This window comes from Rhodoferax sp. LS1P39 (assembly GCF_056521425.1).
Map to the genome: position 1 here is coordinate 146,577 of NZ_JBWMAV010000003.1, position 23,184 is coordinate 169,760.

The window sequence follows — 23,184 nt, forward strand, 5'->3', positions numbered from 1 at the left end:
GTTAGACCGCGCCGCCTGCGCGCAGTTGCGCAGCCACCTGTTCGCCCAAAGCCGTGGCGCTGGCCAGGTCGGTAATGGCGGCCTGGGCCCGGGCGGTGACCAGCGGCGCGGGCAGTTCGGCATCGCCCCAGGCGGCATCAATCACCAGCTGGCCATCTACCCAAGTGGCAAATGCGGCCAGCGGCATGGAGCAGCTGCCGCCCATACTGCGGCTGACTGCGCGCTCGGCGGCCACGGCCTGCCAGGTGGCGGTATGGGCCAGCGGGGCCAGGGCGGCCACCAGGTCGGCCCGGTCGGCGCGGATTTCGATCCCTAAGGCACCTTGGCCCGCAGCGGGCAGCATGGCGGTGCTGGCAAAGCGGCTGCGGATGCGCTCGGGCAGGCCCAGGCGCATCAGCCCGGCGCTGGCCAGCACGATGGCATCGAACTGGCCTTCATCGAGCTTGCGCAAACGGGTGTCGAGGTTGCCGCGCAGCGGGGCGATCTGCAGATCGGGACGCAGGGCGCGCAGCAGCACGGTGCGGCGCAGGCTGGAGGTGCCGACCACGCCGCCCTGCGGCACATCGGAAAGCAGGGCGTAGCGGTTGGACACAAAGGCATCGCTGGGGTCTTCGCGCTCCAGCACGCAGGCCAGGGCAAAGCCCTCGGGCAGGTCCATGGGCACGTCTTTGAGCGAGTGCACGGCGATGTCGGCGCGGCCTTCTTCCAGCGCCACTTCCAGCTCTTTCACAAACAGGCCCTTGCCGCCCACCTTGCTCAGCGAGCGGTCCAGGATCTGGTCGCCGCGCGTGGTCATGCCCAGCAGCGTGACGGTGTGGCCGCGCTGCTGCAGCAGGGACTGGACGTGTTCGGCCTGCCACAGGGCCAGACGGCTCTCGCGGGTGGCGATGGTGATGTGCAAAGAGGGGGTGCTCAAACCGGTAACCTGTTGGTAATTTTTAGAAGAAATTGGCGGCATTTCGGGGGGACTTGGATGCTAGCATGGGGTCAGTCCGGTACTTTTAAGCACACGGGACTTACGCAAGTTCCCCCTGTAAGCCCGAAGGGCGATACAGGGGCGCTGCGTAAGTCCCAGCACATTTTTAGGAAATCCACGCATGACCACGGCAGATTCTCCCAGCGTTCCCAAGGCCGCAAAAGCGGCAGAGACCAAGGCACCTTCATCCAAGGCAGCACCCAAGGTCGTCGCTCCGGCGGCCCGTTCGGCCAGCCGCGACAAGGCCAACGAGCGGCCCCTGGTAGAAGATATCCGCCTGCTGGGCCGTATTTTGGGCGACGTGATCCGTGAGCAAGAGGGCGATGCCGCATTTGAGCTGGTGGAGCAGGTGCGCAAGCTGTCGGTGGCCTTTCGCCGCGATGCCGATGCCGAGGCCGACAAGGCGCTGAAGAAGCTGCTCAAGGCCCTGACCGGCGACCAGACGGTGAGCGTGATGCGCGCCTTCACCTATTTCAGCCACCTGGCCAACCTGGCCGAAGACCGCCACCACATCCGCCGCCGCGCCGTGCACGAGCGCGCGGGCGATACGCAAGAAGGCAGCATCGAAGTGGCCCTGTCGCGCTTGCGCTGGGCGGGGATAGCTCCTAAAACCATAGCGCAGACGCTGGCCCATGCCTACGTGGCCCCGGTGCTTACCGCCCACCCCACCGAAGTGCAGCGCAAGAGCATTCTGGATGCCGAGCGCGACATCGCCCGGCTGCTGACGGTGCGCGACACCCTGCGCGAGCGCACCCTGGTAGGTACTTCCAAAGATGCCCTGGCCCCGCGCGAGCTGGCCGCCAACGAGGTGCAGTTACGGGCCCGCGTCATGCAGCTGTGGCAAACCCGCCTGCTGCGCATGAACAAGCTGACCGTGGCCGACGAGATCGAAAACGCGCTGAGCTACTACGAATCCACCTTTTTGCGCGAGATTCCCAAGATTTACGCCGACCTGGAGGGTGCCCTGGGCGACCACCCGGTGCACAGCTTTTTGCGTATGGGCCAGTGGATTGGCGGCGACCGCGACGGCAACCCGAATGTGAGCGCCCAGACGCTGGAATACGCGCTGCGCCGCCAGGCCGACGTGGCCCTGCGCCATTACCTGACCGAGGTGCACTACCTGGGCGGCGAGCTGTCGCTGTCTGCCGGTTTGGCTGGCATGTCGCCCGAGCTGCAGGCGCTGGCCGCCAGCTCGCCCGACACCAATGTGCACCGCCAGGACGAACCCTACCGCCTGGCCCTGACCGGCATCTACGCCCGCCTGGCCGCCACCCTGAAGGGCTTGACCGGTGGCGATGCCGCCCGCCATGCGGTTGCGCCGCAAAACCCCTACCTGCTGGCCGAAGACTTTCTGGCCGACCTGCGTACCATCGAGACTTCTTTGCTGGCCAACCACGGGGCCACCCTGGCGGCCGAGCGTCTGCACCCGCTGATCCGCGCGGTGGAGGTGTTTGGCTTCCACCTGGCCACGGTAGATTTGCGCCAAAGCTCGGACAAGCACGAGGAAGTGGTGGCCGAGCTGCTGGCCACGGCCCGCATCCAGGCCGACTACTCTGCGCTGGACGAGATGGCCAAGCGCGCGCTGCTAATGGGTTTGCTCAACGACGCGCGCCCGCTGCGCGTGGTGGGGGCCAGCTATTCCGAGCACACCTGCAAGGAAATCGCGATTTTCGAGGCGGCCCGCGAATCCCGCGCCCGCTATGGCGCACAGGCTATCCGCCACTACATCATCAGCCACACCGAGACGGTGAGCGATTTGCTGGAAGTGCTGCTGCTGCAAAAAGAAGTCGGCCTGATGCACCGCACGCTGGACAACAAGGCCACCGCCGACCTGATCGTGGTGCCGCTGTTTGAAACGATTGAGGATTTGCGCAACGCCGCGCCCATCATGCGCGAGTTCTACGCCCTGCCCGATGTGGCCGAGCTGGTGCAGCGCAGCGGGGCCGAGCAAGACATCATGCTGGGCTACTCCGACAGCAACAAGGACGGCGGCATCTTCACCAGCAACTGGGAGCTGTACCGCGCCGAGATCGCGCTGGTGGACCTGTTCGACCAGCTGGCCAACAGCCACAACATCACCCTGCGCATGTTCCATGGCCGCGGCGGCACGGTGGGCCGGGGCGGTGGCCCGAGCTACCAGGCCATTCTGGCCCAGCCCCCGGGCACGGTGCGCGGCCAGATCCGCCTGACCGAGCAGGGCGAAGTCATTGGCTCCAAATACGCCAACCCCGAAATTGGCCGCCGCAACCTGGAAACCCTGGTGGCCGCCACCCTGGAAGCCACGCTGCTGCAGCCCACCAAGTCGGCCACCCCGGCCTTCCTCAAGACGGCAGCGCAGCTCTCTACCGCCAGCATGGCCGCCTACCGGGCGCTGGTGTACGAAACCCCGGGTTTCACCACCTACTTTTTCGAGTCCACGCCGCTGCGCGAGATTGCCGAGCTCAATATCGGTTCCCGCCCGGCAGCCCGCAAGCCCTCGCAGAAGATCGAAGACCTGCGCGCTATTCCCTGGGGCTTCAGCTGGGGCCAGTGCCGCCTGACGCTACCGGGCTGGTTCGGCTTTGGTTCGGCCGTGGAAGCGTTTTTGAACGAAAACGGCCCCGCGGGCAGGAAAGACGCGCTGGGGGTGCTACAAAAAATGTACCGCCAGTGGCCGTTCTTCAGCACCTTGCTGAGCAATATGGACATGGTGCTGGCCAAGAGCGACCTGGCCCTGGCATCGCGCTATGCCGAGCTGGTGAGCGATGCCAAGCTGCGCAAGCGCATCTTCGCCAGCATCGAGGCCGAGTGGCACCGCACCGCCCACGCGCTGACCCAGATCACCGGCGAGAAGCAGCGCCTGTCGGGCAACGCCTCGCTGCAGCGCTCCATCCGCCACCGTTTCCCCTACATCGACCCGCTGCACCACCTGCAGGTGGAGCTGGTACGGCGCTACCGGGCCGGGCAGGGCGACGAGCGGGTGCAGATCGGTATCCACATTTCCATCAACGGCATTGCGGCGGCGCTGCGCAACACGGGGTAATACCGCCCGCGGCGCGAAAATGCGCTATGTTGCTCTGCAATAATAAAAACCAACGGTGGTAGGACGCGTTCTACGGCCCTTGGTTTTTTTACCTTTTGGAACTCTATGTTGATTCAACCTGTCGTTCTCTCCGGTGGCTCTGGCACCCGCCTGTGGCCTTTGTCCCGCGAAAAGTACCCCAAGCAACTGCTGCCGCTGATCGGCGACGACTCGCTGCTGCAGGCCACGGTGCGCCGGGTGGAGGGCCTGGGCCTGGGCACGGTGGCCGCGCCCATGGTGGTCTGCAACGAGGAATACCGCTTCGTCATCGCCGAGCAGCTGCGCCTGATGGGCCAGCCCGGCAGCATCGTGCTGGAGCCCACGGGGCGCAACACCGCTCCGGCCCTGACCCTGGCCGCGCTGGCGGGATTGCGTGATGGGGCCGATCCGGTGCTGCTGGTCATGCCCGCCGACCACGTGATCGTGGACAAGCCCGCCTTCCAGGCCGTGGTGCGCCAGGGCGCGGCCTTGGCCGCAGAGGGCGCGGTGGTGACCTTTGGCATCACGCCCGACAGCCCCGAGACGGGCTACGGCTACATCCAGGCCGGGGCGTTGTATGGCAACGGCGGCGCATCCACCATCGCCCGCTTCGTGGAAAAGCCCGACCAGGCCACGGCCCAGAGCTATCTGGACGCAGGCACCTACTCCTGGAACAGCGGTCTGTTCATGGTCAAGGCCTCGGTCTGGCTGGCGGCCATGGCCGTGTGCCGTGCCGACATCCTGGCGGCCTGCCAGACCGCCTGGGACGCAGGCAGCACCGATGGCGAGTTTGTGCGCGTGGGCAAAGAGCTGTTTTCTGCCTGCCCCAGCGACTCCATCGACTACGCGGTGATGGAACGCATCGCCTCCGGCCAGGCCGGTTTGCCGCCGGGCGTGGTGATTCCGCTGGCCGCGGGCTGGTCTGACGTGGGTGCCTGGGACGCACTCTGGTCTGTGCTGCCCAAAGACGGTGCGGGCAACGTGGCCCAGGGCGATGTGCTGCTGCACGACTGCCGCAACACCCTGGCCCTGTCCGAAGGCCGTCTGATCGCCTGCGTAGGTGTGGACGACATCGTGGTCGTCGAAACCGCCGACGCGATCCTGGTGGCCCACAAGGACAAGACCCAGGACGTGAAGAAGATCGTCGAAAGCCTCAAAAAGCAGGGCCGCTCCGAAGGCCAGTTGCACCGCAAGGTGTTCCGCCCCTGGGGCTGGTACGACAGCGTGGACAATGGCGCGCGCTTCCAGGTCAAGCGCATCGTGGTCAAGCCCGGTGGCACGCTGTCGCTGCAAATGCACCACCACCGCGCCGAGCACTGGATTGTGGTGTCCGGCACCGCCAAGGTCACCAAAGGCGAGGAGACCTTTTTGGTCACCGAGAACGAATCCACCTACATCCCGCTGGGCACCACGCACCGGCTGGAGAACCCGGGCCGCGTCGAGCTGGAGATGATCGAAGTGCAGTCTGGCAGCTACCTGGGTGAGGACGACATTGTCCGCTTCGAAGATGTCTATGGTAGGTAGGCAATTTGACCTGATCGCCTTCGACTGGGACGGCACGCTGTTCGATTCCACGGCCATCATCACCCGCAGCATCCAGGAAGCGGTGCGCGACGTGGGCGGCACCGTGCCCAGCGACGCGGCGGCCTCGTACGTGATCGGCATGGACCTGATCCCCGCCCTGGCCCATGCCGCGCCCGATGTGCCCGCGTCTCAGCACGCCGAACTGGGCGCACGTTTCAGCCACCACTACCTGGCGCACCAGCACGACATCAGCCTGTTTGCCGGGGTGCTGCCCATGCTGGCAGAGTTGAAGGCCCGCCAGCACTGCCTGGCGGTGGCCACCGGCAAGTCGCGCCGTGGCCTGAACGAGACCTTGCAGGCGGTGGAGTTGCACGGCCTGTTTGACGGCTCCCGCACCGCCGACGAAACCCAGGGTAAGCCGCACCCGCGCATGCTGCAGGAGCTGATGCGCGAATTTGGCGTGCCCCCCGAGCGCACCCTGATGATCGGCGACACCACGCACGACCTGCAAATGGCCGTCAACGCAGGCTGCGCCAGTGTGGGCGTGGGCTACGGCGCGCACACCACTGGCGCGTTTGCGGCGCTGCATCCGCGTTTTGTGGCGCACTCGGTGGCCGAGCTGCACGCCTGGTTGCTGGCGCACGGCTGATTTTGGGAGGTGGACACCATGCAAGAAATTCCCCTGTGCAATACGGCGGACCTGAGCGACGGCGGCGATGCAGTACCGTTTGATGTGGCCTACCTGGGTGAGACCTGCCGGGCTTTTGCCATCCGCTACAACGGCCAGGCCCATGCCTACCTGAACCGCTGCACCCATGTGCCCATGGAACTGGACTACCAGCCGAACCGCATCTTTGACGATTCCGGCGAATGGCTGCTGTGCGCCACCCACGGCGCAGCCTACCGGCCCGACACCGGTGACTGCGGCGGCGGCCCCTGCCGCGGCGGGCTGGTGAAGATAGCCCTGTCGGAGTCCAGCGGGGTGGTGCACTGGCATACTCGCGCCCAATTGCAACCTGTTGAGTTTTAACAATGAACGACCCGATTCCTCCCACCGACCCTTCTGCGCCTGGTCGCAACCCGACCACTACGCCAGGGTGGGAGCGCGCTACCCTGGAAAAACTGGCTTTTGCCGCGCTGGCCGAGCAAAAAACCGCCCGCCGCTGGCGCAATTTTGTCCGTCTGGCCTGGCTGGTCTGCTTGGTGGCGGCCGCGTGGATCGGCCTGTCGCGCACCACGCCCAGCGCCGACAAAACCACGGCCCACACCGCCGTGGTCGAAATCAAGGGCGAAATTGCCTCGGGTGCCGACGCCGGGGCCGAATTCGTGGTGGCCGCCATGCGCAGCGCCTTCGAGGACGAGGGTGCCCAGGCCGTGGTCTTGCTGATCAACTCGCCCGGCGGCAGCCCGGTGCAGGCCGGCATCATCAACGATGAAATCTGGCGCCTCAAGAAGAAGTACAACAAGCCGGTCTACGCCGTGGTGGAAGAAAGCTGCGCCTCGGCGGCCTACTATATTGCCGTGGCTGCCGACCAGATTTATGTCGACAAGGCCAGTATCGTCGGCAGCATCGGCGTGCTGATGGACGGCTTTGGCTTCACGGGCTTGATGGACAAGCTGGGTGTGGAGCGCCGACTTGTCACCGCAGGTGAAAACAAGGGCTTTCTCGACCCGTTCAGCCCGCAATCCGAGCAACAACGGGCCTACGCCCAGGGCCTGCTGGACCAGATCCACACGCAGTTCGTCGATGCCGTCAAGGCCGGGCGCGGCAAACGCTTGAAAGAAACCCCGGAAACCTTCAGCGGCCTGTTCTGGAGCGGCCAGCAGGCCGTAGAAATGGGTCTGGCCGACCACCTGGGCAACCTGGACTACGTGGCCCGCGAGGTCGTCAAGGCCGAAGAGCTGGTGGACTACACCCGCCGCGAAAACGTGGCCGAGCGGCTGGCCAAGCGCTTTGGTGCCGCCATTGGCGAAGGCTCGGTCCGCGCCTTGCAGAGCGTGCCCGCGCTGCGCTAAAAGTCTAGCGTCCGATCGCAAACACGGCGGGCTGGTCAGTGACCAGACCCGCCTTGTTTTTTTGCCGCCAGCCTTTCACCGTGTCGCTCACCGTGCGGGGGGCGGCCAGGGTCATTCCGCTGCTGACGGCCAGGCGGGTGTTCTGCTGTAAAGTCTGTAGCAACCCCTGCAGCAGGGACCCGTTGCGGTAGGGCGTTTCGATGAAAATTTGGGTCTGCCCGGTTTTCAGCGCGAGGGCTTCCAGTTCGCGGATTTTCTGGCTGCGTTCCGGCTCGGCCTGGGGCACGTAGCCGACAAACGCAAAGTTTTGCCCGTTCAAACCGCTGGCCGCCAGCGCCAGCAACAGCGACACCGGGCCTACCAGCACCACCACCTCCAGGCCCAGCTCGTGCGCGGCGCGCACCACTGATGAGCCCGGGTCGGCCACTGCAGGCATGCCCGCTTCGCTGACCAGGCCGATGTCTGCGCTCTGCAGGGTAGCGGCCAGCAAGGGTTTGGCATCGAAGTTGCCGCCGTGGTCGCCTTTTTTGTGCACTTCGCGCGGCAGTTCCTGGATCTGCAAGGCCTGCAGGGGCTGGGCCAGGGGCACCAGTGCGTCCACCCGTTTCAGGTAGGCGCGGGTGGTTTTGGCGTTCTCGCAGACCCAGTGCTGCAGGCGTGCGGCCACGCGCAGGGTGCCCAGCGGCATCACGTCTTCCAGCGGGGTCTGCGTGGCGCAGCCAAAGTCCAGCGGCGCGGGGACCAGGTAGAGTTTTCCGGGGGTCATAACAGCACCACCCCGGCGGCGCGCAGCAATTGGCAGGTGCGGATCAGTGGCAGGCCGATCAGGGCGGTGGGGTCGTCGCTGTCTATGCTGTCCAGCAGGCTGATGCCCAGGCCTTCGCTTTTGGCGCTACCTGCGCAGTCGTAGGGTTGCTCGGCGAGCAGATAGGTTTCGATCTCGGCATCGCTGAGCTCGCGAAATCGCACCTGCACCGGGGCCAGCGCGCTTTGTGCAAAGCCACTGTCCAGGCAAACCACCGACAGCGCCGTCTGGAACACCACGGTGTGGCCGCGCATCCGGCGCAATTGCGCCACGGCATTGGCGTGGTTGCCAGGTTTGCCCAGCGGCTCGCCGTGTAAATCGGCCACCTGGTCGGAGCCAATGACGACGGCCTGCGGAAAGCGGGCGGCCACGGCCCGGGCCTTGGCCAGCGACAGGCGCAGGGCCAGATCGCGGGGCGATTCACCGGTCAGCGGGGTTTCATCCACGTCTGGCGCGGCCACTTCAAAGGGGATGCGCAGGCGTTGCAGCAGCTCGTGTCGGTAGCGCGAAGTCGAGCCGAGTACCAGGGCACGGGGGGGAGGGGAGGGCAAGGGGGAATGCATCCCGGGATTCTCTTACACTGTGCCCATGAATACCGAGATTGCTTCCACCCCCCTGGACGTGCGCGCCTTTGCGCAAGCGGCAGGCACCCGCTCCGCCCAGGATCTGCTACCAAAATATGAGCGTCTTATGCAGGAAGCATCAGCGCCAGCGGCCGATTTGACTGTGAACTGGAGCGCCCAGGGCGAGCTCCGCCCTGTGTCCAGCGGCGAGGCGGAAATCTGGCTGCACATCCAGGCCGATACCTGCTTGCCCATGACCTGCCAGCGCTGCCTGACCCCGGTGGAGATTCCCTTGGCGGTAGACCGTTCGTTCCGCTTTGTGGCCGACGAAGAAACCGCTGCTGCGCTAGACGACGAGTCCGAAGAAGACATCCTGGCACTCGACCCCGCATTCGACCTGGCCACCCTGGTGGAAGACGAGCTGCTGATGGAAATCCCCCTGGTGCCGCGCCACGACGAATGCCCGGTAGAGGTGACGCTGGAGGTGGTGGACCCGGCTTTTGAGGCTGCGTTGTCCGAAAAACCCCACCCCTTTGCTGCGCTGGCCAAGCTGCGTGGCGAGGGTGCCGACTAGGGGCTGGCGCAGTTGCAATGCCTTGGGCTATAATCTAAGGCTTAGCGCGAAAAGGCTTTGAGCATTTTGACTTCAAAGTTGAGTGGCCTCTCGTGAATTGTCCAATCTTTTAGCGTTTAGCTTTAAACGCATTTACTTAGGAGCCGACCATGGCCGTCCAACAGAACAAAAAGTCCCCTTCCAAGCGCGGTATGCACCGTTCGCACAACGCACTGAACGTGCCCGGCATCGCAGTGGAATCCACCACCGGCGAAACCCACCTGCGCCACCACATCAGCCCCAACGGTTTCTACCGTGGCCGCCAGGTGCTGAAGAACAAATCTGAAGCCTGATCTGCGCTCACCATCCAGGGCCCGGTGCTACGTAACCCGTAGCCACGGGCCTTTGTTTTGATGTTTGCACTCTCTAGACTCCGCACGCCGCTGGGCGCTGCTATGCCATGATCACACTCGCTGTGGATTGCATGGGTGGTGACCACGGCCCCAGCGTCACGCTGCCGGCCTGCCGCCATTTTCTGGACAACACCCCCGGGGTTTCGCTCTTGCTGGTCGGTTTGCCTGCCAGCCTGGCGGGCTTTGTGCATGCGCGCGCCCAGATTGTGGCGGCCAGCGAAGTGGTGGGCATGGACGACTCGATTGAAATCGCCCTGCGCAAGAAGAAAGACTCTTCCATGCGCGTGGCGATCAGCCAAGTCAAGCTCGGCACGGCCCAGGCGGCAGTGTCGGCAGGCAATACCGGGGCCTTGATGGCGATTGCCCGCTATCTGCTCAAAACCCTGGACGGCATCGACCGCCCCGCGATTGCCGGGCAGATCCCCAATGCCAAGGGCGGTGCCACCACGGTGCTGGACCTCGGTGCCAATGTGGATTGCACGGCAGAGCATTTGCTGCAGTTTGCGGTGATGGGCTCGGCCCTGGTGTCGGTGCTCAGCGACAACGAAAATCCCACGGTCGGCTTGCTCAATATTGGCGAAGAAGCCATCAAGGGCAATGAAACCATCAAGCTGTCGGGCGAACTGCTGCGCGCTGCGGCGCGTGCGGGCGATTTGAACTTTTATGGCAACGTTGAAGGCAACGACATTTTTGTCGGCACCACCGACATCATCGTGTGCGACGGTTTTGTGGGCAATGTGGCGCTGAAGACCAGCGAAGGCCTGGCCAACATGATCGTCAACTTTTTGCGCGCCGAGTTCTCGCGCAACATCTTCACCAAATTTACGGCATTGCTCGCCACTCCGGTGTTATCTGCGCTTAAAAAGCGCATGGACCACCGGCGCTACAACGGTGCAGCCCTGTTGGGCCTGCGCGGTCTGGTGTTCAAAAGCCATGGGTCGGCGGACGCGTTTGCGTTTGAGCAGGCGTTGCACCGGGCGTATGATGCAGCCCGTAACAACCTGCTGGACCGTGTCCAGGCCCGCATTGCGCATGCAGCGCCGCTTTTGGCGGCATCTGCGGCCAATGCCTTGGACACGACCGCAACCACGAGCGCATGACGAGTCCATATTCCCGCATCACCGGTACCGGTAGCTACCTCCCCCCCCGTCGATTGACCAACGCCGATCTGGTGGCCGAACTGGCTGCCAAAGGCGTGGAAACCTCCGACGACTGGATCGTCGAGCGCACCGGCATCCGGGCCCGCCATTTCGCCGCCGCCGACACTACCTGCAGTGACCTGGCGGTGCATGCCGCCCGGCAGGCACTGGAGGCGGCCGGTGTCCAGGCCCAAGATATCGACCTGATCATCGTCGCCACGTCCACGCCGGACATGGTTTTCCCCTCGGCCGCCTGCATCGTGCAAAACAAGCTGGGCATCCACGGCTGCCCGGCGTTTGACGTGCAGGCCGTGTGCAGCGGATTTGTCTACGCCCTGACTGTGGCCGATGCGATGGTTCGCACTGGCTCCGCCCGCAAGGCGCTGGTGATCGGCGCCGAGGTGTTCTCGCGCATTCTGGACTTCTCTGACCGCACCACCTGCGTGCTGTTTGGCGACGGCGCGGGCGCGGTGGTGCTGGAAGCCTCGGACACGCCGGGCATTCTGGCCAGCGACCTGCATGCCGATGGCAAGCACGTGGGTATTTTGTGCGTGCCCGGCCAGGTGTCGGGCGGCTCGGTGGTGGGCAGTGCCATGCTGACCATGGACGGCCCGGCCGTGTTCAAGCTGGCGGTGGGCGTGCTGGAGCAAGCCGCCCGTGCCGCCTTGGACAAGGCGGGTAAAACCCATGACGACATCGACTGGCTGATTCCGCACCAGGCCAATATCCGCATCATGCAGGGCACGGCCAAGCGGCTGAAGATGTCCATGGACAAGGTCATCGTGACCGTGGACCAGCACGGCAATACCTCGGCGGCATCGATTCCTTTGGCTCTGGACGCGGGCGTGCGCAGCGGCAAGATCAAAAAGGGCCAGACCCTCATGCTCGAAGGCGTGGGTGGCGGGTTTACCTGGGGTGCAGTGCTGCTTAATTTGTAGCATGCTACGCTTGTCCAATAAGCGACAGCGGCATTTTTGACTCATAAAACCATGAACCATTTCGCTTTTATCTTTCCCGGCCAGGGCTCTCAGTCTGTGGGCATGCTGGATGCCTGGGGCGACCACCCCGTGGTGCGCCAAACCCTGCAGGAAGCCTCCGATGCCCTGGGCGAAGACGTGGCCTTGCTGATCAAGGACGGCCCCAAGGAAGCCTTGGCCCTGACCACCAACACCCAACCGGTGATGCTGGTGGCGGCGGTGGCGGCCTACCGCGCCTGGATGGCCGAGACCGGTGCCGCGCCTGCCGTGGTGGCCGGCCATTCGCTGGGTGAATATTCCGCGCTGGTGGCTTCCGGTGTGTTGACGCTGGCGCAGGCCGCGCCGCTGGTGCGCTTTCGGGCGCAGGCCATGCAGAACGCCGTGCCGGTGGGCGTGGGTGCCATGGCTGCTATTTTGGGGCTGGATGCTACTAAAGTGATAGCTGGTTGTGCCGATGTGACAAGCGCTATGCGCGCTTTAGGCACTGAGTTTGCAGCCGAGGTGGTGGAGGCAGTGAACTTCAACGACCCCGGCCAGACCGTGATTGCGGGCAGCAAGGCCGCGGTCGAAAAAGCCTGCGAAGTCCTCAAGGCCAGCGGTGCCAAGCGGGCCCTGCCTTTGCCGGTGTCGGCACCGTTCCATTCCAGCCTGATGCAGCCCGCAGCCATGCAACTGCGCGACAAACTGGCGCAGACCGTGTTTGCCGCGCCGCAGATTCCGGTGGTCAACAATATTGACGTAGCGGTGGAGCAGGATGCCGACCGCATCCGCGATGCCCTGGTGCGCCAGGCTTTCGGCCCGGTGCGCTGGGTCGAGTGCGTGGCCGCTATCAAGGCCCGCGGCGTGACCACCCTGGTCGAATGCGGTCCCGGCAAGGTGCTGGCCGGTATGGTCAAGCGCATCGACGCGGGCCTGGTCGGCCTGCCTTTGTTCGACCCCGCCAGCATGGCCGAGGTCCAGTCCCAACTATTAGGAGCCGCCGAATGAGCGCCGCTGAATTTGCAGGCCAGGTGGCCTTGGTCACAGGCGCTTCGCGCGGCATTGGTGCCGCCATCGCCCTGGAATTGGCGCAACGCGGCCTGAAGGTCGTTGGCACCGCCACCAGCGATGCGGGTGCCGCAGCCATCAGCCAGGCGCTGGCCGCCTTCCCCGGTTGCAGCGGCAAGAAGCTCAACGTCAACGACGGGGCCGAGGCCGAAGCCGTCATCGACAGCATCACCAAAGAATTGGGCGGCCTGCAGGTGCTGGTCAACAACGCGGGTATCACCCGCGATACGCTGGCCATGCGCATGAAAGATGGCGACTGGGACGACGTGCTGGACACCAATTTGAAGGCGGTGTTCCGCATGAGCCGCGCGGTGATGCGCACCATGATGAAACAGCGCTATGGCCGCATCATCAGCATCACCTCGGTGGTGGGTGCCTCGGGCAACCCGGGCCAGGCCAATTACGCCGCCGCCAAAGCCGGTGTGGCAGGCATGACGCGGGCCTTGGCGCGTGAGCTGGGTTCGCGCAACATCACGGTCAACTGCGTGGCGCCGGGCTTTATCGACACCGATATGACCGCCAGCCTGCCCGAAGAGCAGCAAAAAGCCCTGCTGGTGCAGATTCCGCTGGGCCATCTGGGCTTGCCTGCCGACGTGGCGCATGCGGTGGCCTACCTGGCATCGCCCCAGGCGGGCTACGTGACGGGGCAGGAGCTGCACGTCAACGGCGGCATGTACATGTAGGTATTTTGGCGATAAGGTCAAGGTACTAGTTCACACCAAATCCAGCCGTTCTATCCGTACGGCAGTCTGGGCAGGGGATCTTCTGCAGCCCGGCTAAAATCACGGATTCTTTTACAACCCTCAGAGGGAACTATGAGCGATATCGAAGCACGCGTTAAAAAAATCATTGCCGAACAACTGGGTGTGGAAGAAGCCCAAGTCACCAACGAAAAGTCATTCGTGGCCGATCTGGGCGCTGACTCGTTGGACACCGTCGAACTGGTGATGGCACTGGAAGATGAGTTTGGCATTGAAATCCCGGACGAAGATGCCGAGAAGATCACCACCGTGCAAAACGCGATCGACTACGCGACCAGCCACCCCAAGGGCTAATCTGCCTCTGAGCCTGCTGGCTGTGCATCACCTGCGTGGAGCCAGCCAGTGGAATCAAGCGGCACCCGGTGCCGTTTTTCGCAGCCCCTAGCTGCCCAACACACCCCATACATTTATGTCCCGTCGTCGTGTCGTCGTCACAGGTTTAGGTTGCGTCAGCCCCGTAGGTAACACCGTGGCCGATGCATGGTCGGCTTTATTGGCCGGTCAGTCGGGTATCGACCTGATCAAGTCGTTTGATGCCAGCCCTTTCTCATGCAAGTTTGGCGGCGAAGTCAAAGGCTTTGACATCAATGCCCTGATCCCTGAGAAAGAAGCGCGCCACATGGACCGCTTCATCCACCTCGGGCTGGCGGCGGCGATCGAAGCGGTGGCCGACTCCGGTCTGGCCACTGGCGACGCACTGGACGAAGAAGAAGCCACGCGCATCGGCTGCAACATCGGCTCCGGCATTGGCGGTTTGCCGATGATCGAGCAGACGCATGCCGAATACACCAGCCGGGGCGCGCGGCGCATTTCCCCATTTTTTGTACCGGCCTCGATCATCAACATGATCTCGGGCCACGTGTCGATCAAATTTGGCTTCAAAGGGCCGAACATCGCCATCGCTACTGCCTGCACCACCGGCCTGCATGCCATCGGCCAGTCCGCCCGCATGATCGAGTACGGTGACTGCGACGTGATGATTGCCGGCGGAGCCGAGTCCACCATGTCGCCGCTGGGCCTGGGCGGCTTTGCCGCAGCCCGTGCCCTGAGCACCCGCAACGACGACCCCGCCACCGCTTCCCGCCCCTGGGACAAAGACCGCGACGGTTTTGTGCTGGGCGAGGGCGCAGGCGTGCTGGTGATCGAAGAATACGAACACGCCAAGGCGCGCGGTGCCAAGATTTACGCCGAAATCGTCGGCTTCGGCCTGAGCGGCGACGGCTTCCACATGACGGCGCCCAACGTGGACGGCCCCCGCCGTTCCATGCAGATGGCTTTGAAGAACGCTGGTGTGAATCCCGACCAGGTCAATTACCTGAACGCCCACGGCACCTCCACGCCCTTGGGCGACGCGAACGAAACCAATGCCATCAAGCTGGCGTTTGGCGACCATGCCAAGAAGGTGGTGGTCAATTCCACCAAGTCCATGACCGGCCACCTGTTGGGCGGCGCGGGCGGCATTGAAAGCGTCTTCACGGTGCTGGCGCTGCACCACCAGAAGAGCCCGCCCACCATCAATATCTTCAACCAGGACCCGGAATGCGACCTGGACTACTGCGCCAACACGGCGCGGGATATGCAGATCGACGTGGCGGTGAAGAACAACTTTGGTTTCGGTGGCACCAACGGCACCCTGGTGTTCAAGCGCGTCTAAGCTGACTTCTCCCTCCCCATGCACAACGCCCCACCGGTGACCTATCCGGTGGGGCGTTCGCGCTTCATGGCTGGGCTGCAGGGGGCGCTGTGGCTGTTGGGTGCGGCCACCGTGGCGGCCTGGTGCTGGCAGGTGGATGCCCTGGGCTGGCGGCAGGGCGTGGCGGCGCTGGCCGTGCTGGGTGCGGGCGTGTTTGCCGGGGTCGCCTGGTGGAAAACGCCGACAGCCGCCCTGCGCTGGGACGGCCAGCAGTGGTTTTGGAGCGGTGGCAGTACAACTTTTACGGTGCATGTCAGCGTCCACCTGGACCTGCAGCACCACCTGCTGCTGCGTCTGCGTCCGGAGACGGGGCGGCCGCTGTGGTGCTGGGCCGAAAGGTCAAGCCAGCCCGTGCACTGGCGCAGCCTGCGCCGTGCGGTATATTCGCCCGCCAGACCGCTTGATGCCTCCACCAGTGCGCTCGGATCTGAACCATGACTGCACTACCTCCCCCCCTTCTGACCACCCCGGCCACGGCCACCGATAGCGACCTGATGCTGGTCGAGCGCACGGTGGCGGGCGACCAGCGGGCGTACGGGCTGCTGGTGGTCAAGTACCAGCGCCGCATCCAGCGCCTGATTGGCCGCATGGTGCGCGACGTGGATCTGGTGGAAGACATTGCCCAGGAAACTTTCATCCGCGCCTACCGTGCCCTGCCCAAGTTCCGCGGCGACGCGCAGTTCTACACCTGGCTGTACCGCATCGCCATCAATACCGCCAAGAAGACGCTGATGGATTTCAAGCGCGATCCCACGGTGTCCGAGGCCGCCATGCGACCTTCTGATGACGAGGATGAAACTTACTTCCGAAAGAATGAACCAACCAGTCCTGACACCCCGGACACGGTGCTGGCAGCCAAGCAAATATCGAACGCTGTCAACGTGGCCCTGGAGGCTTTGCCGGACGATTTGCGCCAGGCCGTGACTTTGCGCGAGATCGAAGGCATGAGCTACGAGGACATTGCAGAAATGATGCAGTGCCCGATTGGCACGGTGCGGTCGCGCATTTTCCGGGCACGGGAGGCGATTTCGGCAAGGGTGAAGCCGCTGCTGGAAAACCAGTCTGGCAAGCGTTGGTAAGAAGTTGGTGAGCACATATGAGCAAGCAAGGTGAAGAACATGGCCAAACAACACATTGACACTCCGCAGGATGCCCTGTCGGCATTGGCCGATGGCCAACTGCGCGGCGAGGCGTTTGCGCTGGCGGTCGAACGCGTGGCGCAGCAGCCCGAAGCCCAGGCCACCTGGCATGCCTACCACGTGGTAGGCGATGTGCTGCGCTCCAACGATCTGGCTTTTTGTGCCGACGACCAGGGTTTTCTGGCCCGTTTCCAGAGCCGGTTGGCTTTGGAGCCGGTTTTGGCACCTCCGACAAATACTACAAATTTAATAGCTATCGCCGCTTATGAATCAAGCGCGAAGGCCTTGTTTAATGCCCAAGATTCGGTAGAGACTGTGGCAGAAGATGCCGCGGCCAACGCGCCCCGTTTTCGCTGGAAGATGGTGGCGGGATTGGCCTCTTTGGTGGCGGTAGTGGCGGTAGGCTGGAACGTGGCTGGCGGCCTGGTCAACACCTCGCCCGGCCAGCAACTGGCGCAATCCAGCCCCGCCGCGCCGGTACTGCAAGCTGTGGCGCTGGACACCACGGCCGGTGCCGCGCCCCAGGTCATGCTGCGCGATGCGCGTCTGGATGCCTTGGTGGCGGCGCACAAGCAGTTTGGCGGCACCTCGGCCTTGCAGATGCCCGCGGGTTTTATCAGCAACGCCACCTACGAGACCCCCGCCCGCTAAAGGGTGGATCGCCACAAGATGCCCATGAACACCCGCCAAGGATTGCTGCTGGCCGCGCTGTGGGTGGCCTTGCCGCCGCTGGCACATGCCGCGCCGCCAGTGCCCACCGAGGCCGCGTCTGCTTCTGCCGCCGTGCAAGAGCGCACCGTCAGCGAATGGCTGATGCGCATGCACGAGGCTTCGGGCAAGCGCGCCTACATCGGCACCTTTGTGGTGTCGTACGGGGCGGGCAGCCTGTCCAGCGCGCGGATCTGGCATGTGTGCGACGGCGCGCAGCAGATGGAGCGGGTCGAATCCTTGACCGGCGCGCCGCGCTCCACCTTCCGCCGCAACGACCAGGTCATTACCTTCATGCCCGACACCAAGGTGGCGGTGGCGGAAAAGCGTGAATCCCTGGGCCTGTTCCCCAATTTGCTGCAGGCGGGCGACTTTGCCATTCCGGCGTTTTATGCCGCCAAGCAGGTGGGCAGCGAGCGGGTGGCGGGTTTTGATGCCGACATGGTGCTGCTCAAACCCAAAGACCGCTTGCGCTACGGTTACCGCATCTGGAGCGAGAAAAAGACCGGCCTGGTGGTCAAGCTGCAAACCTTGGATGTGGATGGGCAGGTGCTGGAGCAAGCGGCTTTCTCCGAGTTGCAGCTGGATGCGCCGGTCAAGATGGATGCTTTGGGTCAGATGATGGCCAACACCGCAGGCTACCGCGTGGAGACCTCGTCCATGCGCAAAACCACGGCTTTGTCAGAAGGCTGGGCCTTGAAAAATGGCGTGGCCGGCTTCAAACCTATGAGCTGCTTGCGCCGATCGGTGGGCAATGCGCCGGGCGGGTCGGCTGAGGGCACAGTGCAGTGGGTGTTTTCGGACGGGCTGGCTTCGGTGTCGCTGTTTGTCGAGGCCTATGAGCCGCAACGCCACCTGCAGGAAGGCGTGATGGCCGTGGGTGCCACCCAGTCGCTGACCCGCCGCATGGGTGCCTGGTGGCTGACGGCGGTGGGCGAGGTGCCTTTGGTGACTTTGAAGGCTTTTGGCCAGGGGTTGGAGCGGGTGAAGTAAGGCTATTTCCCGGTTTTCTATCGATTGTTTTGAAGGATGTTGGCTATGTTCCCAGTCAGTTTGAAAAATATCCGTTCGGCTGCCGTGGTGTGCAGTATGGCTTTGGTGGCGGTGGCGACGCTGGTGCCTAGTGCTCCGGTGTGGGCGCAGTCCCGCACGCTGCCAGATTTCACCGATCTGGTGGAGCAGGTCGGGCCGTCGGTGGTCAATATCCGCACGCTGGAAAAAGCTTCAGCCCACGCAGCCCAGGGCAACGGCATGGACGAAGACATGCAAGAGTTCTTCAAGCGTTTCGGTGTCCCCATCCCGAACATGCCGCGCCAGGCACCGCGCCAGCAAAAACCCCCGCAGCAAGAGGAGGAGGTGCCGCGTGGCGTGGGCTCGGGCTTCATTTTGAGCACCGATGGCTACATCATGACCAATGCCCACGTGGTCGAAGGTGCGGACGAGGTCCTGGTCACCCTGACCGACAAGCGCGAGTTGAAGGCCAAGATCATCGGCTTTGACAAGCGCAGCGATGTGGCCCTGGTCAAGATCGATGCCACCGGCCTGCCAGCGGTCAAACTCGGCGACGTGGGCCGCCTCAAGGTAGGTGAGTGGGTGATGGCGATTGGCTCGCCCTTTGGCCTGGAGAACACCGTGACGGCAGGCATCGTCAGCGCCAAGCAGCGCGACACCGGTGACTACCTGTCCTTTATCCAGACCGACGTGGCCATCAACCCCGGCAATTCCGGCGGCCCGCTGATCAATATGCGCGGCGAGGTGGTAGGCATCAACAGCCAGATCTACTCGCGCTCGGGTGGCTTCATGGGCATTTCGTTTGCCATTCCCATCGACGAAGCCTCCCGCGTGAGCGACCAGTTGCGCGTCTCGGGCCGGGTGTCGCGTGGCCGTATCGGTGTGCAGATCGAAACCGTGTCCAAGGAAGTGGCGGATTCGGTGGGCCTGGGCAAGGCGCAGGGCGCGTTTGTGCGCGGTGTGGAAACCGGCTCGCCCGCCGAAAAAGCCGGTGTGGAAGCCGGTGACATCATCACCAAATTCGACGGCAAGGCGATCGAAAAGTCGTCGGACCTGCCACGCCTGGTGGGCAATACCAAGCCCGGCTCCAAGAGCAGCCTGACCGTGTTCCGCCGCGGTGCCACCAAGGAATTGACCGTATCCATCGTCGAGATCGAAGACGATAAACCCGTCAAGAAGGCTTCGGGCAAGGAAGAAAAGCCCAAGGCATCATCCGCCGGGCAGCAATTGGGCCTGGTGGTCAGCGAGTTGACCGATGCGCAGAAGAAAGAGCTCAAGCTCAAAGGTGGTGTCAAGGTCGATAGCGCCACCGAAGGCGCGGCTCGCGCCGGTGTGAAGGAGGGCGACGTGATCGTGGCCATTGCCAACGCCGAGGTCAACAGCGTCAAGGAGTTCGAGGCGGCAGTGGCCAAGATGGACAAAAACAAGCCCATCAACCTGTTGCTGCGCCGGGGCGAGTGGGCGCAATACGCCTTGATCCGGCCTCTGAAGTAAGGCCAGGCGCGTCTTAAAACCCTCTGGGCCGTGCAGGCTTTGGGGTTTTAGACGCGGCAGCCTAGGGAAAATACGCTGTCATAAAAATTTCTTGCAAGCTTCAAAAGTGCGTTAAAAGTTTGTGCCTACTAACTTGAAAACGGGCTAGTAACGATTTTGGATAGAATCAGAGCCTCGTTTGCTAGGTTTTGACCATATCAAAAATGCTGGAATCCACCATGCGGGACGCGTCCCCATGGTGCACAGGTGGTCCACAAACCGCCCACATGTTGTCCAGAAACCTATCCACCGCCCTGTGAATAAACTGTGTATAAAACCCCTGTTGTGGCCTTGCAACGCATGACCCGACCGGGTGTCCGGACTTTGCAAGACAGGCTTTTTGCCTACAATGAAGTCCCAGCTATCGCAGTTGCCAAAGATTGTTGGTTCAGGGCGCGTTCGTTTTCGACGCGCCCTTTTTTCGTTTATTACCCATGATTTGCGTGGACTTGGGGCTGCAGTGCAGCCCGGGTCAGGCAAATGATTTCACTTTAAGTAAAGCTTTTCGTTGATGAAAAACATCAGAAATTTCTCCATCATCGCGCACATCGACCACGGCAAATCAACGCTGGCAGACCGCTTGATCCAACGCTGTGGCGGTCTGGCCGAACGCGAGATGGAAGCCCAGGTGCTGGATTCGATGGACATCGAAAAAGAGCGCGGCATCACGATCAAGGCACAAACCGCCGCCCTGTACTACAAGGCCAAAGACGGGCAGATCTACAACCTGAATCTGATCGACACCCCCGGCCACGTGGACTTTTCCTACGAGGTCAGCCGCTCGCTGTCGGCCTGCGAAGGCGCTCTGCTGGTGGTCGATGCCAGCCAGGGTGTGGAGGCCCAGACGGTGGCCAATTGCTACACCGCGCTGGAGCTGGGTGTGGAAGTGGTGCCGGTGCTGAACAAGATGGATTTGCCCAACGCCGATCCGGACAACGCCAAGCTGGAAATCGAAGACGTGATTGGCATCGATGCTACCGACGCGATTCCCTGCTCGGCCAAAACCGGCCTGGGCATTGACGAAATTTTGGAAGCCATCGTGGCCAAGGTGCCCTCGCCCAAGGGCGACCCGGCGGCTCCGTTGCGCGCCATGATCATCGACAGCTGGTTTGACCCCTACGTGGGCGTGGTGATGCTGGTGCGCGTGGTCGATGGCCGCCTGGCCAAGGGTGAGCGCATCCGCATGATGGCCTCGGCCGCTTGCTACAACGCCGACAACCTGGGGGTGTTCACCCCGGCCACCGAAGTGCGCCAATCGCTGGAAGCGGGCGAGGTGGGTTTCATCATCGCCGGCATCAAGGAACTTCAGGCCGCCAAGGTGGGCGATACGGTCACGCTAGACAAAAAGCTGCCCAACAATGCGGGCCCGGCCGAAGCGGCCTTGCCTGGTTTCAAGGAAATCCAGCCCCAGGTGTTTGCCGGGCTGTACCCCACCGAAGCCAGCGAATACGAGTCGCTGCGCGATGCACTCGAAAAGCTCAAGCTCAACGATGCCTCGCTGCACTACGAGCCCGAGGTGTCGCAGGCGCTGGGTTTTGGTTTCCGCTGCGGCTTTTTGGGCCTGCTGCACATGGAAATTGTGCAGGAGCGCCTGGAGCGCGAGTTCGACCAGGACCTGATCACCACCGCCCCCAGCGTGGTCTACCAGGTGGCGCGCTCGGACGGCACCATCACCATGGTGGAAAACCCCTCCAAGATGCCCGACTCCAGCCGCATGGAGGAAATCCGCGAGCCCATCGTCACCGTGCACCTGTACATGCCGCAAGACTATGTGGGCGTGGTGATGACGCTGGCCAACCAGAAGCGTGGCATCCAGATGAACATGGCCTACAAGGGCCGCCAGGTGGTACTGACCTACGAGATGCCGCTGGCCGAGATCGTGCTGGACTTCTTTGACAAGCTCAAATCGGTCAGCCGGGGCTACGCCTCGATGGACTACGAGTTCAAGGAGTACCGCGCGGCCGACGTGGTCAAGGTCGATATTTTGCTCAACAGCGAAAAGGTCGATGCCTTGTCGATCATCGTGCACCGCAGCCAGTCGCAGTACCGGGGCCGGGCCGTGGTGGCCAAGATGCGCGAGATCATTTCGCGCCAGCAGTTCGACGTGGCCATCCAGGCGGCCATTGGCTCCGGCATTATTGCGCGTGAGACAATCAAAGCGCTGCGCAAGAACGTCATTGCCAAGTGCTATGGCGGCGACATTTCGCGCAAGCGCAAGCTGCTGGACAAGCAAAAACAAGGTAAAAAACGCATGAAGCAAATCGGCTCGGTAGAAGTGCCGCAAGAGGCTTTTCTGGCAATTCTGCAGGTGGAAGATTGATGCAAGTTCTGACGGCGATGATTCTGGCGGCCTTTGTCGCCTACGGTGGTTCCTGGTACATGGGTATGCTGGAAGGCAACTTTGCCTTGCTGTTGTTCACCGCCACTTTTGTGACCGGTTTGTACTGGCTGGCCGAGCGGTTTTACTTTTTGCCGCGCCGCCAGCAGGCGGTGGTGACGCTGGAGCAATCGGCGGCCCAACGGCTGGCAGAACTGAACAAAATGGGCATCACCCAGGTAGATACCGTCTCGCCCGACACCAAGGTGCGCCTGTTGCAACAGCCCTGGTGGCTGGACTGGACGGCGGGCCTGTTCCCGGTGATTCTGGCGGTGTTTTTGCTGCGCTCGTTTCTGTTTGAGCCGTTCAAAATTCCCTCGGGCTCGATGATTCCCACGCTCTTGGTGGGCGACCTGATTCTGGTGAACAAATTCCACTACGGCGTGCGCTTGCCGGTGCTCAACACCAAGATCACCGAGGGCACACCGCCCCAGCGTGGTGACGTGATGGTGTTCCGTTACCCGCCCAAGCCCAGCCTGGACTACATCAAGCGGGTGGTGGGCGTGCCGGGCGACGAAGTGGCCTACATCAACAAGCGTTTGACCATCAACGGCAAACCGCTGGATACCAAGGCCATCCCCGACTTCTTTGACGAAGACCAGATGCGCTACTTCAAGCAGTTCGAAGAGACCCTGGGCGACAAGCCGCACCGCTTGCTCAATGACGAAAACCGCCCCGCCTTTGTGCAGGGTGCCGACGACTTCGCGTTTCGGCAAAACTGCCAGTACAGCGTCGAAGGCGTGGTTTGCAAAGTCCCCGAAGGCCAGTACTTCATGATGGGCGACAACCGCGACAACTCGCTGGATTCGCGCTACTGGGGCTTTGTGCCCGACAAAAACATCGTCGGCAAGGCCTTCTTTGTGTGGATGAATTTTGGCAACATCAAGCGCATCGGTGCGTTCCACTAGT

Annotated in this window: 23 protein-coding genes; 20 read left to right on the plus strand and 3 right to left on the minus strand. The window is 63.0% G+C overall.

From position 1 onward, the window contains the following. Position 1: 1 nt before the first annotated feature. On the minus strand, positions 2–916 hold the full coding sequence (gene hemC, locus AC097O_RS07600) for a hydroxymethylbilane synthase (RefSeq protein ID WP_479592225.1): 915 nt from the start codon (positions 914–916) through the stop codon (positions 2–4). Between the two features lie 181 nt (positions 917–1,097). Between hemC and ppc the strand changes: the two genes are divergently transcribed. From ppc to AC097O_RS07625, 5 genes are all read left to right on the plus strand, one after another. Then, positions 1,098–3,998 carry a phosphoenolpyruvate carboxylase gene (gene ppc / locus AC097O_RS07605; RefSeq protein ID WP_479592226.1) on the plus strand — a complete coding sequence of 967 codons (2,901 nt, stop codon included), beginning with the start codon at positions 1,098–1,100 and terminating at the stop codon, positions 3,996–3,998. Between the two features lie 105 nt (positions 3,999–4,103). Further along, complete coding sequence (locus AC097O_RS07610) at positions 4,104–5,540, plus strand: mannose-1-phosphate guanylyltransferase/mannose-6-phosphate isomerase (RefSeq protein ID WP_479592227.1); 1,437 nt, start codon at positions 4,104–4,106, stop codon at positions 5,538–5,540. Continuing rightward, complete coding sequence (locus tag AC097O_RS07615; protein ID WP_479592228.1) at positions 5,530–6,189, plus strand: HAD family hydrolase; 660 nt, start codon at positions 5,530–5,532, stop codon at positions 6,187–6,189. The genes AC097O_RS07610 and AC097O_RS07615 overlap by 11 nt, the downstream gene beginning before the upstream one ends. Before the next feature lie 18 nt (positions 6,190–6,207). Beyond that, the gene (locus AC097O_RS07620) at positions 6,208–6,570 is read left to right on the plus strand and encodes a Rieske (2Fe-2S) protein (protein ID WP_348007889.1); all 363 of its coding nucleotides are present in this window, start codon (positions 6,208–6,210) and stop codon (positions 6,568–6,570) included. A gap of 2 nt (positions 6,571–6,572) precedes the next feature. Further along, the gene (locus tag AC097O_RS07625; protein WP_479592229.1) at positions 6,573–7,556 is read left to right on the plus strand and encodes a S49 family peptidase; all 984 of its coding nucleotides are present in this window, start codon (positions 6,573–6,575) and stop codon (positions 7,554–7,556) included. A 4-nt stretch (positions 7,557–7,560) separates the two neighbouring features. Here AC097O_RS07625 and AC097O_RS07630 read toward each other — a convergent pair whose 3' ends face one another. Together AC097O_RS07630 and AC097O_RS07635 are read right to left on the minus strand one after the other, a co-directional pair. Further along, complete coding sequence (locus tag AC097O_RS07630; RefSeq protein ID WP_479592230.1) at positions 7,561–8,322, minus strand: SAM-dependent methyltransferase; 762 nt, start codon at positions 8,320–8,322, stop codon at positions 7,561–7,563. Further along, on the minus strand, positions 8,319–8,924 hold the full coding sequence (locus AC097O_RS07635; protein WP_479592231.1) for a Maf family nucleotide pyrophosphatase: 606 nt from the start codon (positions 8,922–8,924) through the stop codon (positions 8,319–8,321). The genes AC097O_RS07630 and AC097O_RS07635 overlap by 4 nt, the downstream gene beginning before the upstream one ends. A 25-nt stretch (positions 8,925–8,949) precedes the next feature. Between AC097O_RS07635 and AC097O_RS07640 the strand changes: the two genes are divergently transcribed. From AC097O_RS07640 to lepB, 15 genes are all read left to right on the plus strand, one after another. Next, the gene (locus tag AC097O_RS07640; protein ID WP_479589452.1) at positions 8,950–9,498 is read left to right on the plus strand and encodes a YceD family protein; all 549 of its coding nucleotides are present in this window, start codon (positions 8,950–8,952) and stop codon (positions 9,496–9,498) included. Positions 9,499–9,647: 149 nt separating this feature from the next. Continuing rightward, positions 9,648–9,830, plus strand: a complete 183-nt coding sequence (rpmF, locus tag AC097O_RS07645) for a 50S ribosomal protein L32 (RefSeq protein ID WP_295955448.1) — start codon at positions 9,648–9,650, stop codon at positions 9,828–9,830. Positions 9,831–9,937: 107 nt separating this feature from the next. Beyond that, complete coding sequence (gene plsX, locus AC097O_RS07650) at positions 9,938–10,990, plus strand: phosphate acyltransferase PlsX (protein ID WP_315191034.1); 1,053 nt, start codon at positions 9,938–9,940, stop codon at positions 10,988–10,990. Beyond that, entirely contained in the window at positions 10,987–11,967 is a 981-nt protein-coding gene (locus AC097O_RS07655) for a beta-ketoacyl-ACP synthase III (protein ID WP_315191031.1), read from the plus strand. The genes plsX and AC097O_RS07655 overlap by 4 nt, the downstream gene beginning before the upstream one ends. A gap of 51 nt (positions 11,968–12,018) precedes the next feature. After that, positions 12,019–12,993, plus strand: a complete 975-nt coding sequence (gene fabD / locus AC097O_RS07660; RefSeq protein ID WP_479592232.1) for an ACP S-malonyltransferase — start codon at positions 12,019–12,021, stop codon at positions 12,991–12,993. Further along, positions 12,990–13,736 carry a 3-oxoacyl-ACP reductase FabG gene (gene fabG, locus AC097O_RS07665; RefSeq protein WP_479592233.1) on the plus strand — a complete coding sequence of 249 codons (747 nt, stop codon included), beginning with the start codon at positions 12,990–12,992 and terminating at the stop codon, positions 13,734–13,736. The genes fabD and fabG overlap by 4 nt, the downstream gene beginning before the upstream one ends. Positions 13,737–13,868: 132 nt before the next feature. Beyond that, complete coding sequence (acpP, locus tag AC097O_RS07670) at positions 13,869–14,108, plus strand: acyl carrier protein (protein WP_315185800.1); 240 nt, start codon at positions 13,869–13,871, stop codon at positions 14,106–14,108. Positions 14,109–14,223: 115 nt separating this feature from the next. Continuing rightward, a complete protein-coding gene (gene fabF, locus AC097O_RS07675; protein WP_479592234.1) occupies positions 14,224–15,468 on the plus strand; it encodes a beta-ketoacyl-ACP synthase II in 1,245 nt (414 codons plus the stop codon). An 18-nt stretch (positions 15,469–15,486) separates the two neighbouring features. Further along, positions 15,487–15,945, plus strand: a complete 459-nt coding sequence (locus tag AC097O_RS07680) for a hypothetical protein (protein WP_479592235.1) — start codon at positions 15,487–15,489, stop codon at positions 15,943–15,945. Then, positions 15,942–16,586: an RNA polymerase sigma factor RpoE gene (gene rpoE, locus AC097O_RS07685; protein ID WP_479592236.1), complete on the plus strand. Its 645-nt coding sequence runs from the start codon at positions 15,942–15,944 to the stop codon at positions 16,584–16,586. The genes AC097O_RS07680 and rpoE overlap by 4 nt, the downstream gene beginning before the upstream one ends. A 39-nt stretch (positions 16,587–16,625) precedes the next feature. Continuing rightward, the gene (locus AC097O_RS07690) at positions 16,626–17,297 is read left to right on the plus strand and encodes a sigma-E factor negative regulatory protein (protein WP_479592237.1); all 672 of its coding nucleotides are present in this window, start codon (positions 16,626–16,628) and stop codon (positions 17,295–17,297) included. A 24-nt stretch (positions 17,298–17,321) separates the two neighbouring features. Continuing rightward, a complete protein-coding gene (locus tag AC097O_RS07695) occupies positions 17,322–18,347 on the plus strand; it encodes a MucB/RseB C-terminal domain-containing protein (RefSeq protein ID WP_479592238.1) in 1,026 nt (341 codons plus the stop codon). A 45-nt stretch (positions 18,348–18,392) separates the two neighbouring features. Next, positions 18,393–19,859 (plus strand): DegQ family serine endoprotease, encoded by a 1,467-nt coding sequence (locus AC097O_RS07700; RefSeq protein ID WP_479592239.1) that lies wholly within the window; start codon positions 18,393–18,395, stop codon positions 19,857–19,859. Positions 19,860–20,409: 550 nt separating this feature from the next. Then, a complete protein-coding gene (gene lepA, locus AC097O_RS07705) occupies positions 20,410–22,218 on the plus strand; it encodes a translation elongation factor 4 (RefSeq protein WP_479592240.1) in 1,809 nt (602 codons plus the stop codon). Next, positions 22,218–23,183: a signal peptidase I gene (gene lepB, locus AC097O_RS07710; RefSeq protein ID WP_479592241.1), complete on the plus strand. Its 966-nt coding sequence runs from the start codon at positions 22,218–22,220 to the stop codon at positions 23,181–23,183. The genes lepA and lepB overlap by 1 nt, the downstream gene beginning before the upstream one ends. Position 23,184: the final 1 nt, after the last annotated feature.

Excerpts from the sequence above, each read along its gene's own strand:
- AC097O_RS07640 (WP_479589452.1), top strand. The coding sequence starts at position 8,950 with ATGAATACCGAGATTGCTTCCACCCCCCTGGACGTGCGCGCCTTTGCG.
- acpP (WP_315185800.1), top strand. The coding sequence starts at position 13,869 with ATGAGCGATATCGAAGCACGCGTTAAAAAAATCATTGCCGAACAACTG.
- ppc (WP_479592226.1), top strand. The coding sequence starts at position 1,098 with ATGACCACGGCAGATTCTCCCAGCGTTCCCAAGGCCGCAAAAGCGGCA.
- rpmF (WP_295955448.1), top strand. The coding sequence starts at position 9,648 with ATGGCCGTCCAACAGAACAAAAAGTCCCCTTCCAAGCGCGGTATGCAC.
- AC097O_RS07615 (WP_479592228.1), top strand. The coding sequence starts at position 5,530 with ATGGTAGGTAGGCAATTTGACCTGATCGCCTTCGACTGGGACGGCACG.
- fabD (WP_479592232.1), top strand. The coding sequence starts at position 12,019 with ATGAACCATTTCGCTTTTATCTTTCCCGGCCAGGGCTCTCAGTCTGTG.
- AC097O_RS07700 (WP_479592239.1), top strand. The coding sequence starts at position 18,393 with ATGTTCCCAGTCAGTTTGAAAAATATCCGTTCGGCTGCCGTGGTGTGC.
- fabF (WP_479592234.1), top strand. The coding sequence starts at position 14,224 with ATGTCCCGTCGTCGTGTCGTCGTCACAGGTTTAGGTTGCGTCAGCCCC.
- AC097O_RS07620 (WP_348007889.1), top strand. The coding sequence starts at position 6,208 with ATGCAAGAAATTCCCCTGTGCAATACGGCGGACCTGAGCGACGGCGGC.
- fabG (WP_479592233.1), top strand. The coding sequence starts at position 12,990 with ATGAGCGCCGCTGAATTTGCAGGCCAGGTGGCCTTGGTCACAGGCGCT.
- AC097O_RS07680 (WP_479592235.1), top strand. The coding sequence starts at position 15,487 with ATGCACAACGCCCCACCGGTGACCTATCCGGTGGGGCGTTCGCGCTTC.
- lepA (WP_479592240.1), top strand. The coding sequence starts at position 20,410 with ATGAAAAACATCAGAAATTTCTCCATCATCGCGCACATCGACCACGGC.
- lepB (WP_479592241.1), top strand. The coding sequence starts at position 22,218 with ATGCAAGTTCTGACGGCGATGATTCTGGCGGCCTTTGTCGCCTACGGT.
- AC097O_RS07655 (WP_315191031.1), top strand. The coding sequence starts at position 10,987 with ATGACGAGTCCATATTCCCGCATCACCGGTACCGGTAGCTACCTCCCC.
- plsX (WP_315191034.1), top strand. The coding sequence starts at position 9,938 with ATGATCACACTCGCTGTGGATTGCATGGGTGGTGACCACGGCCCCAGC.
- rpoE (WP_479592236.1), top strand. The coding sequence starts at position 15,942 with ATGACTGCACTACCTCCCCCCCTTCTGACCACCCCGGCCACGGCCACC.
- AC097O_RS07690 (WP_479592237.1), top strand. The coding sequence starts at position 16,626 with ATGGCCAAACAACACATTGACACTCCGCAGGATGCCCTGTCGGCATTG.
- AC097O_RS07630 (WP_479592230.1), bottom strand. The coding sequence starts at position 8,322 with ATGACCCCCGGAAAACTCTACCTGGTCCCCGCGCCGCTGGACTTTGGC.
- AC097O_RS07625 (WP_479592229.1), top strand. The coding sequence starts at position 6,573 with ATGAACGACCCGATTCCTCCCACCGACCCTTCTGCGCCTGGTCGCAAC.
- AC097O_RS07695 (WP_479592238.1), top strand. The coding sequence starts at position 17,322 with ATGAACACCCGCCAAGGATTGCTGCTGGCCGCGCTGTGGGTGGCCTTG.
- AC097O_RS07610 (WP_479592227.1), top strand. The coding sequence starts at position 4,104 with ATGTTGATTCAACCTGTCGTTCTCTCCGGTGGCTCTGGCACCCGCCTG.
- AC097O_RS07635 (WP_479592231.1), bottom strand. The coding sequence starts at position 8,924 with ATGCATTCCCCCTTGCCCTCCCCTCCCCCCCGTGCCCTGGTACTCGGC.